Raw genomic sequence first — 14696 nt, 5'->3', positions numbered from 1 at the left:
GTTGACGATGCGTCGGTGCGGCGTTTCAACGTCGGAAGGCGGCGAACCGCGGACGCAGCAGAATCAAACGCGCCGATAGACCAGATAAACCGCGCCCGCTGCGCCGCGAGCCTTCAGAACGGCAGCTTCGCGTCCGCCTTCTCCGCCAAGATCACGCGACGGAAGTCTTCCTGGATGCGCTTGAGCGCCGCATCGTTATCGGCCTCGAAGCGCATCACGACCACCGGCGTCGTATTCGACGAACGCGCAAGGCCGAAGCCGTCCGGATACTCGACGCGCAGCCCGTCGATCGTCACGACCTGATCGGCCTGCGGGAACTTCGCGCTCTTCTGCAGACGTGCGATCAGCTCGAAGTTCTCGCCTTCCTGCAGCTTCAGCTGCAGCTCCGGCGTCGAATGCGAGTTCGGCAGGCCGTTCAACAGCGCGCTCGGATCCTTCACGCGCGCGAGAATTTCGAGCAGCCGCGCACCTGTGTACAAGCCATCGTCGAAGCCGTACCAGCGGTCCTTGAAGAACACGTGGCCGCTCATCTCGCCCGCGAGCGGCGCGCCGGTTTCGCGCAGCTTCGCCTTGACGAGCGAGTGGCCCGTTTTCCACATCAGCGGTTCGCCGCCCTTTTCTTTCACCCACGTCGCGAGATTTCGCGTGCATTTCACGTCGTAGATGATCTGCGCGCCCTTGTTGCGCGACAGCACTTCTTCGGCGAACAGCATCAACTGACGGTCCGGATAGATGATCTGGCCGTCCTTCGTGACGACGCCGAGGCGGTCGCCGTCGCCGTCGAACGCGAAGCCGATTTCGGCGTCGGTTTCCTTCAGCGCGCGAATCACGTCCTGCAGATTCTCGGGGTGCGCCGGATCCGGATGGTGATTCGGGAAGTTGCCGTCGATCTCGGTAAAGAGTTCGACGAGCTCGCAGCCGAGCGCCTTGAAAAGCCGCGGCGCAAGACCGCCCGCCACGCCGTTGCCGGTATCGACGACAATCTTCAACGGCCGTGCAAGCTTGATGTCGCTGACAATGCGCTCGACGTAAGCATCGGCGATGTCGTAGTCGGCATAGCTGCCGTTGCCCGATTCGAACTGGTTGTCGACGATGCGTTTGTAAAGCGCCTGGATCTGGTCGCCGTAAATCGCCGCGCCGCGCAGCACCATCTTGAAGCCGTTGTAGTCGGGCGGATTGTGGCTGCCCGTCACAACGATGCACGAATCGACGCGCCGTTCGCCGCCCGCGAGCTTCAGCGGCACGCTCGCCGCGAAGTAGCCGACCGGCGTCGGCACCATGCCGACGTTGACCACGTCGACGCCTGCCGAGCGCAGTCCGTCGGACAGCGCCGCGATCAGTTCCGGGCCCGACAGCCGCCCGTCGCGCGCCACGACGACCGCATCGCCGCCCTGCGCGCGCACTTCGCTGCCGAACGCGCGGCCGATCGACCGCGCCGCATCGGCATCGAGCGTCTTGCCGATCACACCGCGGATGTCATACGCCTTGAAAATCGATTGGGAGATCATGGATAGGCTCACTTACGTGCAATGGAAAAGTGCAATGGAAATTTTGTCCTGCGCATGACGAGGTCGCGTCTGCACCTTGCCGGAAGCGGTCCGGTTCCAACTTATAATTGCGTTTTTAGCGAACGCCTGCTCGTCCTATTCTAATGCCTAGACGCGTCCCGATTGTAAAGTTGCAGTTGCAAATGGCGCGCCTGACCGTGCTCATGGCGGATTTGGCCGGTGACGAGGCGGGCCCCGGATGCTGACATGGAAACGCTACGCGAACCCCGACGTCACGCGCGCTCTCGCCAATATCGTCTGGCTCGGGCTTGAGCGGCTCACGCAGATCGCCGTCGCGATCGCGATCAGCGGCCTGCTGGCCCGCTACTTCGGCCCGGACGTATTCGGCAAATGGCAGTATGCGAATACGCTGCTGCTCGTGCTCGCGCCGCTCACGTGGGTCTGCGGCGCCGAGATTCTCGTGCCGACCATCGTGCGCCGCCCCGCCGCGCAGCTCGGCACCGTGCTCGGCAGCGCCTTCGTGTTGCGGCTAACGGTCTCTGTCGCCGCGCTACTCGTTACGTGGGCCGCGATCGCGGCGAACCGCGACCTCCGCTTCACCGACCCGCTCGTCGGCACGATGCTGGCCGGGCTCGCCGTCACGATGCTGTTTCGCGAACCGCTTACCGGCGTGATCAACGCGTGGCTGCAGAGCATGACGTTCAGCAAGCCGCAGTTGCTGACGAGCATGTCGACCGCCATCGTCAAGGCGCTGCTGGTCTGGCTGCTTGTGCGCGCAGCGGCGCCGGCCGGCAGCTTCGGCTGGCTGTGGGCGCTCGAGGCGGCCGCGATCGGCGCGATTCTGCTCGCGTACTACGCGAAGCGGCACGGCGGCACGCTCGGATGGCACGTCGAGCGGCCTTTGGTGCGTCATTTCGCGAGTGCCGGAACGGTCTTCTGGATCGGGCTGATCTGCATGTATCTGTTTCTGAAACTCGACCGCCTGATGCTCGAACGCGCGATTTCGTTCGCCGATCTCGGACGCTATTCGGCAGCGCAGCAGCTGAACGAAAACTGGATCACGCTCGCGCTGATGCTCGCGCAAACCATCGCGCCGGCCTTCGTCTATCGCGTCGACGAAGCGGTGCGGCTGCGCCGCAACATGTGGCGCCTCGCCGCGCTGACCTTCGCGATCATGGCCGGCGGCGCGTGCGTGCTCGATCTGCTCGCGGGCTTCATCATCGGCCATGTGTTCGGGCCGGACTACGAAGGCGCGATCGGCATTTTCCGCTGGGCCGTGTGGCTGTCCGTACCGGCCGGCATCGAGGCGATCGGCAATCTCGTCGTGCTCAAATACCAGGCGAAGTTCGTGCTGCTGTCGAAATGGCTGCTCGCGCTCGCGGTGGCGTTCGCGGTCAACCTGCTCGCCATTGCGCGCATGGGCGCGTACGGCGCGCTCGTCGGGCTCGCGGCCGGGTATCTGGCGGCCGCGGCGGTCAATCTTTATTACATCCGTTTGAAACTGGGCTCATGACGTCTTCTTCCGCATCCGCACGCCCGCCGCGACACACGGACCCGCAATCGGACCCGCAATCGGACCCGCACTCGGACCCGCGCGCGCCGCAGGCCGGCGCGCCGACCGGCCCGGCTGCATCAGGCCGCGCTTCGCTGGCCGATGTCGCGGTGCTGATGCCCGCCTACAACGGCCAGGCCGACGTCGAGCGCACGCTCGCATCGTTTAGCGAAAGCGAACCCGTGCGCGTGCTGATCGTCGACGACGGCAGCACGCCGCCGCTAGTCGCACCGTCGCTGCCGAATCTCAGCATCGAGATTCTGCGCATGCCGCAAAACGGCGGCATCGAACGCGCGTTGCAGGCCGGCATCGAAGCGCTCGCCGCGCGCGGCTTTCGTTATGCAGCGCGAATCGATGCGGGCGACGTGACCGTGCCGCAACGGCTCGCGAAACAGCGCGCGTATCTCGACGCGCATCCGCACGTGGCCGGCCTCGGCATGTGGGCGCAAGTCGTCGCGCTCGACGGCACGCCGCTGTTCATGCTCGCGCCGCCGGCCGATCCGCAGGCGATCCGCCGCATCCGCTTTCTGCGCGCATGCTTCGTCCACCCTTCGATGATGCTGCGCATCGACGCGGTGCTCGCGGTCGGCAACTATCGCGCCGCCTATCGTTCCGCCGAAGATCTCGACCTGTTTCTGCGCCTGATGGAACGCTACGACTGCGCGAACCTGCCCGAACTCGGCCTTTACTACGAGCTCAACGAAAACGGCATCAGCGCGACGAAGCGGCGCCGCCAGATCGCGTCGACGCTCAAACTGCAATTGCATTACTTCAACGCCGCGAACCCCTACGAATGGCTCGGCCTTGCGAAGAGCCTGTTGCACTTCGTCACGCCGTACGGCACGCTGCGGCGAATCAAACGCCTTGTGTACGCGCGCGCGGCACAACCGCGCGCAACTCATTGACGAGCTCACTTCGGCCCCGACCCGCGACTTCATGAAACCACGCATCGAGCGCCCCGCCGACCTTCGCGTCGTCCTCGTCTGCAATACGTCGTTTGCGATCTACACGTACCGGCAAGGGCTGATTCGCGCACTCGTCGCACGCGGCGTCGAGGTCAGCGTGATCGCACCGCGCGACCGCACGACCGATCTGCTGACCGGCATGGGCTGCCGCTTCATCGAACTCGCGGTCGCGTCGAAAAGCACGAACCCGCTCGACGATCTGCGCACCCTGCTGCAACTCTACCGGCTCTATCGCGGCCTGCGCCCGCACGTCGTGTTCCACTACACGATCAAGCCGAATATTTACGGCTCGGTCGCCGCGCGGCTCGCGGGCGTCGCGTCGGTGGCGGTCACGACCGGTCTCGGCTACGTTTTTATCCAGCAAAGCCGCGCCGCGCAGGTCGCAAAACGCCTCTACCGCTTCGCGTTCCGCTTTCCGCGCGAAGTCTGGTTTTTGAATCGCGATGACGAAACCGCGTTCATCGAGCAGAATCTGCTCGTGTACCCTGAACGGGCGCGTCTGCTGCATGGCGAAGGCGTCGACCTCGAACAGTTCGCACCGGCGCCGCTGCCCGAACGCACCTCGCGCGCTGGGTTCGCCTTCGTACTGATCGGCCGGCTGTTGTGGGATAAAGGTATCGGCGAATATGTCGAAGCGGCGCGCACGCTGCGCGCGCGTTATCCGCAGGCGCGTTTTCAGCTGCTCGGGCCGCTCAACGTCGAGAACCCGAGCGCGATTTCGCGCGCCGATGTCGACGCGTGGCAGCAGGAAGGCATCGTCGAATACCTGGGCGAAGCGCACGACGTGCGGCCCGTGATCGCCGCGGCGGACTGCGTGGTGCTGCCGTCGTATCGCGAAGGCGTGCCGCGCACGCTGCTCGAAGCGGCCGCGATGGAACGGCCGATCGTCGCGACCGACGTGCCCGGCTGCCGCGAAGTGGTCGAGCATGGTGTCAACGGCCTGTTATGTGAAGCGCGTAATGTGGACAGTCTGGCCGACGCACTCGCGCGCATGCTCGAGATGAGCGACACGCAACGGCGCGCGATGGCACAACGCGGCCGGCAGAAAGTCGCGAACGAGTTCGATGAGCGGCTCGTCATCGAACGCTATAAAGACCTGCTAAACAATCTGACGGGCGTCACACTTTAAGGGAGCAAAGCATGGCGATGAAGGGCACGATTCTGGTAACGGGCGGCGCGGGCTATATCGGCTCGCATACATGTGTGGCCTTGCTCGACGACGGCTACGACGTCGTCGTCATCGACAACCTCGTAAACAGCAATCGCAAATCGCTCGAACGCGTCGAGCAGATTACGGGCAAGCGCGTGGCGTTCTACGAGGCCGACGTGCGCGATGCGGCCGCCCTCGAACAGATTTTCGACCGCCATCGCGTGAGCGGCGCGATCCACTTTGCGGCATTGAAGGCGGTCGGCGAATCGGTGGCGAAGCCGATCGAGTACTACCAGAACAACATCGGCAGCCTGCTCACGCTGCTCGACGTGATGCGCCAGCGCAATGTGAAGCAGTTCGTGTTCAGTTCGTCGGCTACCGTCTACGGCGTGCCGGAAAGCTCGCCGATCGACGAATCGTTTCCGCTTTCCGCAACGAACCCATACGGCCAGTCGAAACTGATCGCCGAGCAGATTCTGCGCGACGTCGAAGTATCGGACGCATCGTGGCGCATCGCGACGCTGCGTTACTTCAACCCGGTCGGCGCGCATGAAAGCGGCCTGATCGGCGAAGCACCGGGCGGCATTCCGAACAACCTGATGCCGTATGTCGCGCAGGTCGCGGTCGGCAAGCGCGACAAGCTCAACGTGTTCGGCGGCGATTACGACACGCCCGACGGCACCGGCGTGCGCGATTACATTCACGTCGTCGATCTCGCGCAAGGGCATATCAAGGCGCTCGATGCGCTCGCGAAACTCGATAGGAGTTTCGTCGTGAATCTGGGCACGGGCCAGGGCTATAGCGTGCTCGACGTGGTGCGCTCGTTCGAGAAAGCGTCGGGGCGCAAGGTGCCGTATGAAATCGCCGCGCGGCGGCCCGGCGATATCGCGCAGTGCTTCGCGAATCCGGCGGCGGCCGAGCGGCTGCTCGGCTGGCGCGCGCAGCACGGCATCGAGCGCATGTGCGTCGACCACTGGCGCTGGCAGGAACGCAACCCGAACGGGTTCGAATAAGCGTTGCGGCGCACGGGCCGCGCGAATCGCGCCGATCGTCGATCAGGACAGGCTCGGCAACAGGGGTGTATTCGGCGCCTTGCCTGCCGCGAGGCGGCCATAGATTTCGAAGAGCGTATCGGCGTACAGCGCGCCGTGCATCGTCGCAACGCGCACGTCATGCCAGATCCGGTTCATCGGGCCGGTGCGGTTCACAAACGCGGTCCCCGATGCGCCGGCGAGGCGGTCCACGGCTTCCCATATCAACTGGCTCGCAAAAGCGGCGTCGCGCCATATGCGCGCGCGCTGCTCCACGCTGATGCGCTCGCCGCGTTCCGTGCCCGCTTCGAGCAGGCGGATCGCTTGCCGGATCACCGATTCGGCCGCATCGATCTTCGCCGTCGCCTCGCCGATCTGCAGGTGCGTAACCGCCGCCTCGTCCTGCTTTTCGTAGGTCGTGAACGCGATGCCGCGCGTGCCGATCTTTTCCGTCAGCAGTTCGACGGCCGCTTTCGCCATGCCGACCATCGGGCAGACGAGGCGCAGCGCGAGCGTCGGCACCAGCGGCGTGCGGTAGGCGGGCACATCGAGCAGATGCGTCGCTGCGTAATCGTCCTGCAGGTTGCGGCCCATCGATGCAATGCGCTCGTCGGGCACGAACACGTCCTTGACCGTCACCGACGTGCTGCCGGTGCCGCGCAGACCGATCGTGTCCCAGTCGTCGAGCGGCGTGACGTCCGAGGCCTGTAACAGCGCAGCGCCGCGGCCGATCAACTCGCCCGCGTCGTTGACGAGCGGAATGCCGAGCTGGTCCCATTGCGCGTGGTAGAAGCCCGTGTTGTACGTCCATAGCCCGTCTTCGATCACATAGCCGCCGGCCACGCGCCGCGTCCTCGCGCGGCGCGGCCCGATCGAACCGCAGATGCGCACGCTCGCGCCCGGCGCGAATATCTTGTCGGTGACGTGCTGCGGGTACGACACGGACGTGAGCCACGTAAACGTTGTCAACAGCGCAAGCGTCCATGCCGTCGAGCCATCGCCGCGCGCAAGCTCGATCACGGTATCGAGATAGGTTTCGTAAGAGGCCTGAAGGCCGCCGTACATTTTCGGGCGCGCCAGATCGAACAGGCGCGCATTTTCCAGATCGGCGATCGTCGCATCGGGCAGCTTCGACAGCGCGTCGGTCTGCGCGACGCGCGAGCGCAGCACGGGAATCAGCGCGGCGGCCGCGGCGACGACGTCGGAATGACCGCGCGCGGCCGGATCGCCGCCCGCATTGCCACCCGCGGCCTGACCGCGCGCATCCGATGCGCCATTGAACGCTGCGCGCGCGGAACTGTCGCGCTTCGCCGTATCGATCGTACTCATGCAAGCTCCTGATGGGGCGCGCTGCCCGTTCGCGTGAATCCCGCGACGGCACGCGCGACTGGCCCAAAACGCGCGGACCGGCGCGACAGGCTTTCGTATGCATTCGCGTCATACATCCGGCCTGTCCTGACTTAACATCCGAGTCCGGCAAATATTCCTGTGCATACGCAATCGCCGGACATAGAGGAATAGCGCGGCGGATCAACTGTTTCAGAGGGACCATCCACTTCGCCCGCCACGCCGATGACCGTTCGCCTCGTCAAAATCGCCCTGTCCGTCATGCTCGCCGCGTTTGCCGGCATCGTCGCATTCGACAATCTCGTCGACTACGGCTCGAACTATCAGTTCGTCCAGCATGTGCTGAGCATGGACACCACGTTCCCGCACAACGCGCTGCTGGGCCGCGCGACGAGCAATCCGGCCTGGTGGCAACTCGGTTACTGGACGATCATCGCCGGCGAGGCCGTGACATGCCTGCTGCTCATCGCCGGCGCGCTCGTGTTGTGGCGCAACCGTCATGAAAGCGGCGCCGTGTTCAACCGTTCGAAGGGCTGCGTGATCGCAGGCCTCGCGGTGGGCTTTCTGATCTGGTTCTTCGGCTTTATGGTGGTCGGCGGCGAATGGTTCGCGATGTGGCAATCGAAGATCTGGAATGGCCAGGAAGCCGCGTTCCGCTTCTATGTGGCGATTGCGGGCGTGCTGATTTTCGTCAACCAGCGCGACGACGATCTTGTCTCGAGCTGAAAGGGGCATGCCCCACCATTCTCTTCGGGATCCCAACTCGAGGTCTCGCCTCTGTACCGCGTTTCATGACGCGCGACATATCGGACGGCGAAATTCATCCTATGTGAAGCGCGCGGCGCCGTGCGCGGGTCGCGGCACGCACTGCTCTGCAACTTTCACCGATCGGCATCGGCATCCGCGCCCTCGCCGCGCACGGCAAGCGGAATAAAGCGAAAGCGAAGCGTGTTTAGAGTGCAAGGACGACACCTGACTGGCACTCCATAGACACTCGACCAAGGCCGACCATGCAGACAACCGGTTACGCGAACGTCGGCGCCCCCATGCGCGCCGACATGACGCATGTTTCGATCGACTTCCTCGACGACACGGATTCGACGATCGTACTTTGCATGCCGAAGCAATCGCTGGGCGTGCCCATTCCCACCGCATAAATGACCGCGGCGGCAAGGCGGCTCAAGCCACCGATACCGTCGATACCGCGCAAAGACAGATCATCATGGAAACGACCCACGCTCTCACCGCGCTCCAGGCGCTTGCGCAGGAGTCGCGGCTCACGGTATTCCGCACGCTGGTCCAGTTCGGGCCCGCAGGACTCTCCGCCGACCTGCTCGCGTCATTCGTCGACTCGCCCGCCTCTTCGTTGGCGCCTCATCTGCAGCGGCTGCTCGATGCGAAACTCGTCACGCGGCATCGCAAGGGCCGCTCGCTGATCTATGCCGCGCGCTACGACGAAATCAACGCGCTGCTTGCCCACCTGATGGGATATTGCTGCGATGGCGACGGGTGCCGGCCGGTTGCATTGAAGTCCGGAAAATTTCTTTAACGCACGTTTCGTACTGCGGCCGATGGCCCGGCCGGGCGCCGCTCGATCATTCGCGAAACATCGCGGACCGCCTTGACGGGCGCGGCCTCGTGAAAACCACGCGATGGCGCGTACCGGTGTACCCTAAACCTTCGTTTATCCGAGCGCTACACGCGTAGACTATCGTCGCGCGAAGTGCGCATATATCTTGCGGGAATCCGTGGGAAACGCGTTTTGCCCCCCGATGTGCCGATGCACTGGCCTCGCCACGCACATTGCAGCGTATCCCGTCTCGAGAACGCAATAAACACAGCAGGGTACGACGATGAATCCGAGCGCACTAGAACTCTCCCGCATCCAGTTTGGGTTTACCGTTTCGATGCACATCATCTTTCCTGCATTGAGCATCGGGCTCGCAAGCTTTCTCGCGGTGCTCGAATTCGCATGGCTCAAGACAGGCAAGCCGCATTACAAGGAGCTGTGTCATTACTGGGCAAAGATCTTCGCCATCGGCTTCGGCATGGGTGTCGTATCGGGCGTCGTGATGGCTTACGAGTTCGGCACGAACTGGTCGGGCTTCGCGCGGTTCGCAGGCCCGATCTCCGGCCCGCTTCTGACCTATGAAGTGATGACCGCGTTCTTCCTCGAAGCGGGCTTTCTCGGCGTCATGCTGTTCGGCTGGGAGAAGGTCGGACCGAAGCTGCACTTCGGCGCGACGCTGCTCGTGGCGATCGGCACGCTGATCTCGACGTTCTGGATTCTTGCATCGAACAGCTGGATGCAGACGCCGCAGGGCTTCATCATCGAGAACGGCCATGTCGTTCCGGTCGACTGGCTGAAGATCATCTTCAATCCGTCGTTTCCGTATCGCCTCGCGCATATGACGCTGGCCGCGTTTATCGTGGCGGCGCTCGTGGTCGCGGCGACGGGCGGCTGGCACCTGCTCAAAGGCCGGCGCGATGCGGCCGTCAAGACCACGTATTCGATGGCGCTGTGGCTGCTGCTCATTCTTGCGCCGATCCAGGCGTTCGTCGGCGACCAGCACGGGCTCAACACGCGCAAGTATCAGCCCGCGAAAATCGCTGCGATCGAGGGCCTGTGGGAAACCGAACACGGCGGCACCGCGCTGAACCTGATCGGCTTTCCCGACATGAACGCCGAAGTGACGCGTTACGCGATCCAGATCCCGCACCTCGGCAGCCTGATCCTCACGCATTCATGGGATGGCGAAATCAAGGGCCTCAAGGAGTTTCCGAAGGAAGACCGGCCGAATTCGTCGATCATTTTCTGGACCTTCCGCATCATGGCCGGCCTCGGCATGCTGATGATCCTGACGGCGCTGATCGGCGCCGCACTGCGGCGCGGCGGGCGCCTCTTCGAAACACGCTGGTTCAACTGGCTGACGGTGCTGATGGGGCCGACGGGCTTTATCTCGCTCGTCGCCGGCTGGATCACGACCGAGGTCGGGCGTCAGCCGTGGGTTGTCTATGGGCAGTTGCGCACGGCCGACGCCGTGTCGCCGATCACGCCGCAAGCCGCCGGCATTTCGCTGCTGATCTTCGTCATCGTCTATTTCCTCGTGTTCGGCACCGGCGTCTTCTACATCGTGAAGTTCATCCGTCTCGGGCCGTCTGCGGGCGAAGAGCGCAAACCCGCCGAACAGACGAGCTACGACTCGCCAACCGGCCGGCGGCCGCTGGCCGTCGCGGAATGACAGCGGCCCGTTCAGGTTTCGCATCAACGCTTCAATAAACGCCCCTATTACGGGATCGCTACACAGGCTCGCTGCATAGCCCCACTCGCACACTGAAGCCAGGCACGGAGGCACGCATGGTCATCACCACAATCTGGGCGGCAATCATCGCGCTCGGCATCTTCATGTATATCGCGCTCGACGGCTTCGATCTCGGTATCGGCATCATCTTTCCGTTCTTCCCGGACGATGCCGAACGCGACATGATGATGCACACGATCGCACCGGTCTGGGACGGCAACGAAACCTGGCTCGTGCTCGGCGGCGCCGCATTGTTCGCGGTCTTTCCGACTGTCTATTCGATCGTGCTGTCCGGGCTTTATCTGCCGATCATTTTCATGCTGATCTGCCTGATCTTTCGCGGCGTCTCGTTCGAAATCCGCGGCAAGGCGACGCGTTCGAAAAACCTGTGGAATCTGGCCTTTGTCTGCGGTTCGGCCGGCGCCACGTTTTTTCAGGGCGTCATTCTCGGCGCCTATCTGCACGGCATTCCGGCCACCGACGGCGTGTTCTCCGGCGACCCGTTCTTCTGGGTCACGCCGTTTAGCGTATTCACCGGCATGGGGCTGATGGCCACGTATGCGCTGCTCGGCTGCGGCTACCTCGTGCTGAAAACGAGCGGCGATCTGCAGCAGCGCATGCATGGCCTGATCGGCCCGCTCACGATCGTGCTGCTCGGCTTCATTGCCGCGGTATCGATCTGGACGCCGCTGACCGATCCGCATATCGCCGCGCGATGGTTCGAGTCGCCGTTCCGCTACCGGCTCTATCCGGTGCCGATTCTCGTGCTGGTGGTCGCCGCCGGAATGTATGCGGCGGTGAAGCGGCGCAGCGACGCGATGCCGTTTGTGCTCGCGCTCGCGCTGATCCTGCTCGGCTATATCGGGCTGCTCGTCAGCATCTGGCCTTATGCGATTCCGAACACGATCACGCTCGCCGATGCGGCCGCGCCGCATGCAAGCCAGGTGTTCACACTCGTGGGCGCGGTCATCATCATTCCGATCATCACCGCCTATACGACCGCCGGCTATTGGGTATTCCGCGGCAAGGTCGAACCGGGTGCGCGTTACGAATAGCGCACGCCCCGGTTTCATGCTGAAAGGCATCGACGCGAAGTGAAATGAATGAATCCGCATGCCCGTGCAGAAGGAGTTTGAAGATGTCGCAACCTGCCGTTCAACACGCCGCTGACAACGCTATCGAACCGCCGATCGCCGAAGACGCAGCGAGGCAGATCGTCAAGCACGCGGGCGCGCGCCCGGCGGCCCGGCCGCGCAGCCTCACGAACAAGATCATGTGGCTCGTGATCCTCTGGTGCGCGGGCTTCGGCGTGACTTTTCTCGTCGTGCTGCCGTTTCATCTGCTCGTGCAGTGGGCATCGCATCACTAGCGGTGCGATGCCGCGTGTCTCGCAGTCGCGGCCTTACGTGTGTTTCGAAAAACCACTAGCGGATCTTGAAAGACCGTCTGCGTGCCTCTGCATAACATCGCTCCGTTCAACATCCCTATCGTCTTGCGCATAAGAGGTCACCATGGCAGAAAGGAAATCGATCCGCATCTATCGCGAACCAGCCGGCGGATGGGGCGCGCTGAAGGCAACAGGCAAAGCGCTCGCCGAACAGGGCATTCCGGTATTCGGCGCGCGTACGCTGTTGCGGATGAATCAGCCGGAAGGCTTCGATTGTCCGGGCTGTGCGTGGCCCGATCCGAAACATACGTCGTCGTTCGAGTTCTGCGAAAACGGAGCCAAGGCCGTCGCGTGGGAAGCGACCGCGGACCGCTGCACACCGGGCTTCTTCGCGAATCACACCGTGACCGAGCTAAGCGCGTGGGAAGACTTCGACCTCGAGATGGCCGGCCGCGTCACGCACCCGATGGTCTACGACAGCGCGTCGGACCGCTATGTGCCGATCGGCTGGGACGACGCGTTCACGCTCATCGCCTCGCACCTCAATGCGCTCGATTCGCCTAACCAGGCCGACTTCTACACGTCGGGCCGCGCATCGAACGAAGCCGCGTTTCTCTATCAGCTGTTTGCGCGCGAATACGGCAGCGGCAATTTCCCCGATTGTTCGAACATGTGCCACGAAGCGACGAGCGTCGGCCTGCCGGAGTCGATCGGCGTCGGTAAAGGCACCGTGCTGCTCGAAGACTTCGACCATGCGGACGCGATTTTCATTTTCGGTCAGAACCCGGGCACGAATAGCCCGCGCATGATGACGAGCCTGCACGACGCTTCGCGGCGCGGCGCGCGCATCATCTCGTTCAATCCGTTTCGCGAGCGCGCGCTCGAGCGCTTCCAGGCGCCGCAGAATCCCGTCGAAATGGTTACGCTCTCGTGGACGGCGATCAGCAACCCGCTGTATCAGGTGCGCGTCGGCGGCGATGTCGCCGCGCTGAAAGGCATCATGAAGGCGATGATCGAAGCCGACGACGAAGCGATTGCGCAAGACCAGCCGCGCAAGATCGACGTCGACTTTATTCGTGGCCATACGGTCGGCTTCGAAAAGCTCGTGGACGACTTGCGCGCGACGGACTGGGAAGCGATCGAGCATGCGTCCGGCTTGCGGCGCTCGGACCTGACGGCTGTCGCCAACGTTTATATGGAAGCGAAAAGCGTGATCCTCGTCTATGGCATGGGGCTCACGCAGCATCATCGCGGCACCGAAAACGTGCAGCAGATGGCGAACCTCGCGCTGATGCGCGGCAATATCGGCCGGCCCGGCGCGGGCCTGTGCCCCGTGCGCGGCCATTCGAACGTGCAAGGCAACCGCACGGTCGGCATCACCGAAAAGCCCGCCAAAGAATGGCTCGATCGCATCGAGCAGACGTTCGGCTTCAAGCCGTCGCCGCAGCATGGACGCGACGTCGTCGCGACGCTCGAAGCGATGCTTGCCGGCGACTGCAAGGTGTTCGTCGCGCTCGGCGGCAATTTCGCCGCGGCGATTCCGGACTGGCCGCGTCTGCAGGACGCGATGCGCAAGCTCGACCTCACCGTCCATATTTCGACGAAGCTCAACCGCAGCCACCTCGTGCACGGCAAGGAAGCGCTGATTCTGCCGTGCCTCGGGCGTACCGAAGTCGACATTCAGGAAACCGGGCCGCAATCGATCACGGTCGAAGACTCGATGTCGATGGTGCACGCATCGGCCGGCATCAACGATCCGGCGTCGGACCATCTGAAGAGCGAACCGGCGATCGTGGCGGGCATCGCGCGCGCGACGCTCGGCGACACCTCGAAGGTTCCATGGGAAGAGCTCGTCGCCGACTACGACCGCATTCGCGATGCGATCGAACAGGTGTTCCCCGCATTCGAGGCCTACAACGCGCGCATTCGCGTGCCCGGCGGCTTTCATCTGGGATCGACCGCGCGCGAACGGATCTGGGCGACGGCAAGCGGCAAGGCGAACTTCGCGGTGTTCGAAGGCCTCGACGAAGACCCGTGGCACGGCGACGACGAAGGCCTGTGGCTCACCACGATGCGCAGCCACGATCAGTACAACACGACGCTCTATTCGTTGTCGGACCGCTATCGCGGCGTGTTCGGCCAGCGTGACGTCGTGTTCGTCAACTCGGAGGAAATCAGAAAGCGCAATCTGCATCCGGGCGATCTCGTCGATCTCGTTGCGCTGTCGAACGACGGCATCGAGCGCGTCGTGCGCAATATGAAAGTGGTCGAGTATCAGTTGCCCGACGGTTGCTGCGGCGCTTACTACCCGGAGGCCAATCCGCTCGTGCCGCTCTATGCGTACGACAAGCGCAGCCGTACGCCGTCGTACAAGTCGGTGCCCGTGAAGATCGTGAAATCGGCGCGCAACATCGTTTCGGGGGCGTGGGCGCCGCAGTCGTAGTCATGCACTGA

At 63.6% G+C, this 14696-nt stretch carries 13 protein-coding genes; 11 read left to right on the top strand and 2 right to left on the bottom strand.

The window, feature by feature from the left end:
• Nucleotides 1–113: 113 nt before the first annotated feature.
• Nucleotides 114–1508: a phosphomannomutase/phosphoglucomutase gene (locus tag BTO02_RS07230; RefSeq protein ID WP_075156468.1), complete on the bottom strand. Its 1395-nt coding sequence runs from the start codon at nt 1506–1508 to the stop codon at nt 114–116.
• 238 nt (nt 1509–1746) lie between these two features.
• Between BTO02_RS07230 and BTO02_RS07225 the strand changes: the two genes are divergently transcribed.
• From BTO02_RS07225 to galE, 4 genes are all read left to right on the top strand, one after another.
• Complete coding sequence (locus tag BTO02_RS07225) at nt 1747–3021, top strand: lipopolysaccharide biosynthesis protein (RefSeq protein WP_075156467.1); 1275 nt, start codon at nt 1747–1749, stop codon at nt 3019–3021.
• Nucleotides 3022–3176: 155 nt separating this feature from the next.
• Nucleotides 3177–3965, top strand: a complete 789-nt coding sequence (locus BTO02_RS07220; protein ID WP_075158665.1) for a glycosyltransferase — start codon at nt 3177–3179, stop codon at nt 3963–3965.
• Between the two features lie 31 nt (nt 3966–3996).
• Complete coding sequence (locus BTO02_RS07215) at nt 3997–5154, top strand: glycosyltransferase family 4 protein (RefSeq protein WP_075156466.1); 1158 nt, start codon at nt 3997–3999, stop codon at nt 5152–5154.
• Nucleotides 5155–5165: 11 nt separating this feature from the next.
• Entirely contained in the window at nt 5166–6188 is a 1023-nt protein-coding gene (gene galE / locus BTO02_RS07210; RefSeq protein ID WP_075156465.1) for a UDP-glucose 4-epimerase GalE, read from the top strand.
• 42 nt (nt 6189–6230) lie between these two features.
• Here the strand turns inward: galE and BTO02_RS07205 are convergent, their stop codons facing one another.
• Complete coding sequence (locus BTO02_RS07205; protein ID WP_083615028.1) at nt 6231–7535, bottom strand: hypothetical protein; 1305 nt, start codon at nt 7533–7535, stop codon at nt 6231–6233.
• 243 nt (nt 7536–7778) lie between these two features.
• Between BTO02_RS07205 and BTO02_RS07200 the strand changes: the two genes are divergently transcribed.
• From BTO02_RS07200 to BTO02_RS07170, 7 genes are all read left to right on the top strand, one after another.
• Nucleotides 7779–8279, top strand: a complete 501-nt coding sequence (locus tag BTO02_RS07200; RefSeq protein ID WP_075156464.1) for a DUF2165 family protein — start codon at nt 7779–7781, stop codon at nt 8277–8279.
• Between the two features lie 284 nt (nt 8280–8563).
• Nucleotides 8564–8710 carry a hypothetical protein gene (locus BTO02_RS34180; RefSeq protein ID WP_156883773.1) on the top strand — a complete coding sequence of 49 codons (147 nt, stop codon included), beginning with the start codon at nt 8564–8566 and terminating at the stop codon, nt 8708–8710.
• A gap of 65 nt (nt 8711–8775) precedes the next feature.
• Complete coding sequence (locus tag BTO02_RS07190) at nt 8776–9102, top strand: ArsR/SmtB family transcription factor (RefSeq protein ID WP_075156462.1); 327 nt, start codon at nt 8776–8778, stop codon at nt 9100–9102.
• Between the two features lie 304 nt (nt 9103–9406).
• A complete protein-coding gene (locus BTO02_RS07185) occupies nt 9407–10795 on the top strand; it encodes a cytochrome ubiquinol oxidase subunit I (RefSeq protein WP_075156461.1) in 1389 nt (462 codons plus the stop codon).
• 116 nt (nt 10796–10911) lie between these two features.
• Nucleotides 10912–11910 carry a cytochrome d ubiquinol oxidase subunit II gene (gene cydB, locus BTO02_RS07180; RefSeq protein ID WP_075156460.1) on the top strand — a complete coding sequence of 333 codons (999 nt, stop codon included), beginning with the start codon at nt 10912–10914 and terminating at the stop codon, nt 11908–11910.
• 83 nt (nt 11911–11993) lie between these two features.
• Nucleotides 11994–12224, top strand: a complete 231-nt coding sequence (locus tag BTO02_RS07175) for a hypothetical protein (protein ID WP_075156459.1) — start codon at nt 11994–11996, stop codon at nt 12222–12224.
• 142 nt (nt 12225–12366) lie between these two features.
• Nucleotides 12367–14685, top strand: a complete 2319-nt coding sequence (locus BTO02_RS07170) for an FdhF/YdeP family oxidoreductase (protein ID WP_075156458.1) — start codon at nt 12367–12369, stop codon at nt 14683–14685.
• Nucleotides 14686–14696 lie beyond the last annotated feature (11 nt).

Origin of the sequence: Paraburkholderia sp. SOS3, from assembly GCF_001922345.1 — a bacterium.
Taxonomy (GTDB): domain Bacteria; phylum Pseudomonadota; class Gammaproteobacteria; order Burkholderiales; family Burkholderiaceae; genus Paraburkholderia.
This window is presented reverse-complemented; position numbering and strand designations above follow the sequence as displayed.

Excerpts from the sequence above, each read along its gene's own strand:
- BTO02_RS07230 (WP_075156468.1), bottom strand. The coding sequence starts at position 1,508 with ATGATCTCCCAATCGATTTTCAAGGCGTATGACATCCGCGGTGTGATC.
- BTO02_RS07225 (WP_075156467.1), top strand. The coding sequence starts at position 1,747 with ATGCTGACATGGAAACGCTACGCGAACCCCGACGTCACGCGCGCTCTC.
- BTO02_RS07220 (WP_075158665.1), top strand. The coding sequence starts at position 3,177 with ATGCCCGCCTACAACGGCCAGGCCGACGTCGAGCGCACGCTCGCATCG.
- BTO02_RS07215 (WP_075156466.1), top strand. The coding sequence starts at position 3,997 with ATGAAACCACGCATCGAGCGCCCCGCCGACCTTCGCGTCGTCCTCGTC.
- galE (WP_075156465.1), top strand. The coding sequence starts at position 5,166 with ATGGCGATGAAGGGCACGATTCTGGTAACGGGCGGCGCGGGCTATATC.
- BTO02_RS07205 (WP_083615028.1), bottom strand. The coding sequence starts at position 7,535 with ATGAGTACGATCGATACGGCGAAGCGCGACAGTTCCGCGCGCGCAGCG.
- BTO02_RS07200 (WP_075156464.1), top strand. The coding sequence starts at position 7,779 with ATGACCGTTCGCCTCGTCAAAATCGCCCTGTCCGTCATGCTCGCCGCG.
- BTO02_RS34180 (WP_156883773.1), top strand. The coding sequence starts at position 8,564 with ATGCAGACAACCGGTTACGCGAACGTCGGCGCCCCCATGCGCGCCGAC.
- BTO02_RS07190 (WP_075156462.1), top strand. The coding sequence starts at position 8,776 with ATGGAAACGACCCACGCTCTCACCGCGCTCCAGGCGCTTGCGCAGGAG.
- BTO02_RS07185 (WP_075156461.1), top strand. The coding sequence starts at position 9,407 with ATGAATCCGAGCGCACTAGAACTCTCCCGCATCCAGTTTGGGTTTACC.
- cydB (WP_075156460.1), top strand. The coding sequence starts at position 10,912 with ATGGTCATCACCACAATCTGGGCGGCAATCATCGCGCTCGGCATCTTC.
- BTO02_RS07175 (WP_075156459.1), top strand. The coding sequence starts at position 11,994 with ATGTCGCAACCTGCCGTTCAACACGCCGCTGACAACGCTATCGAACCG.
- BTO02_RS07170 (WP_075156458.1), top strand. The coding sequence starts at position 12,367 with ATGGCAGAAAGGAAATCGATCCGCATCTATCGCGAACCAGCCGGCGGA.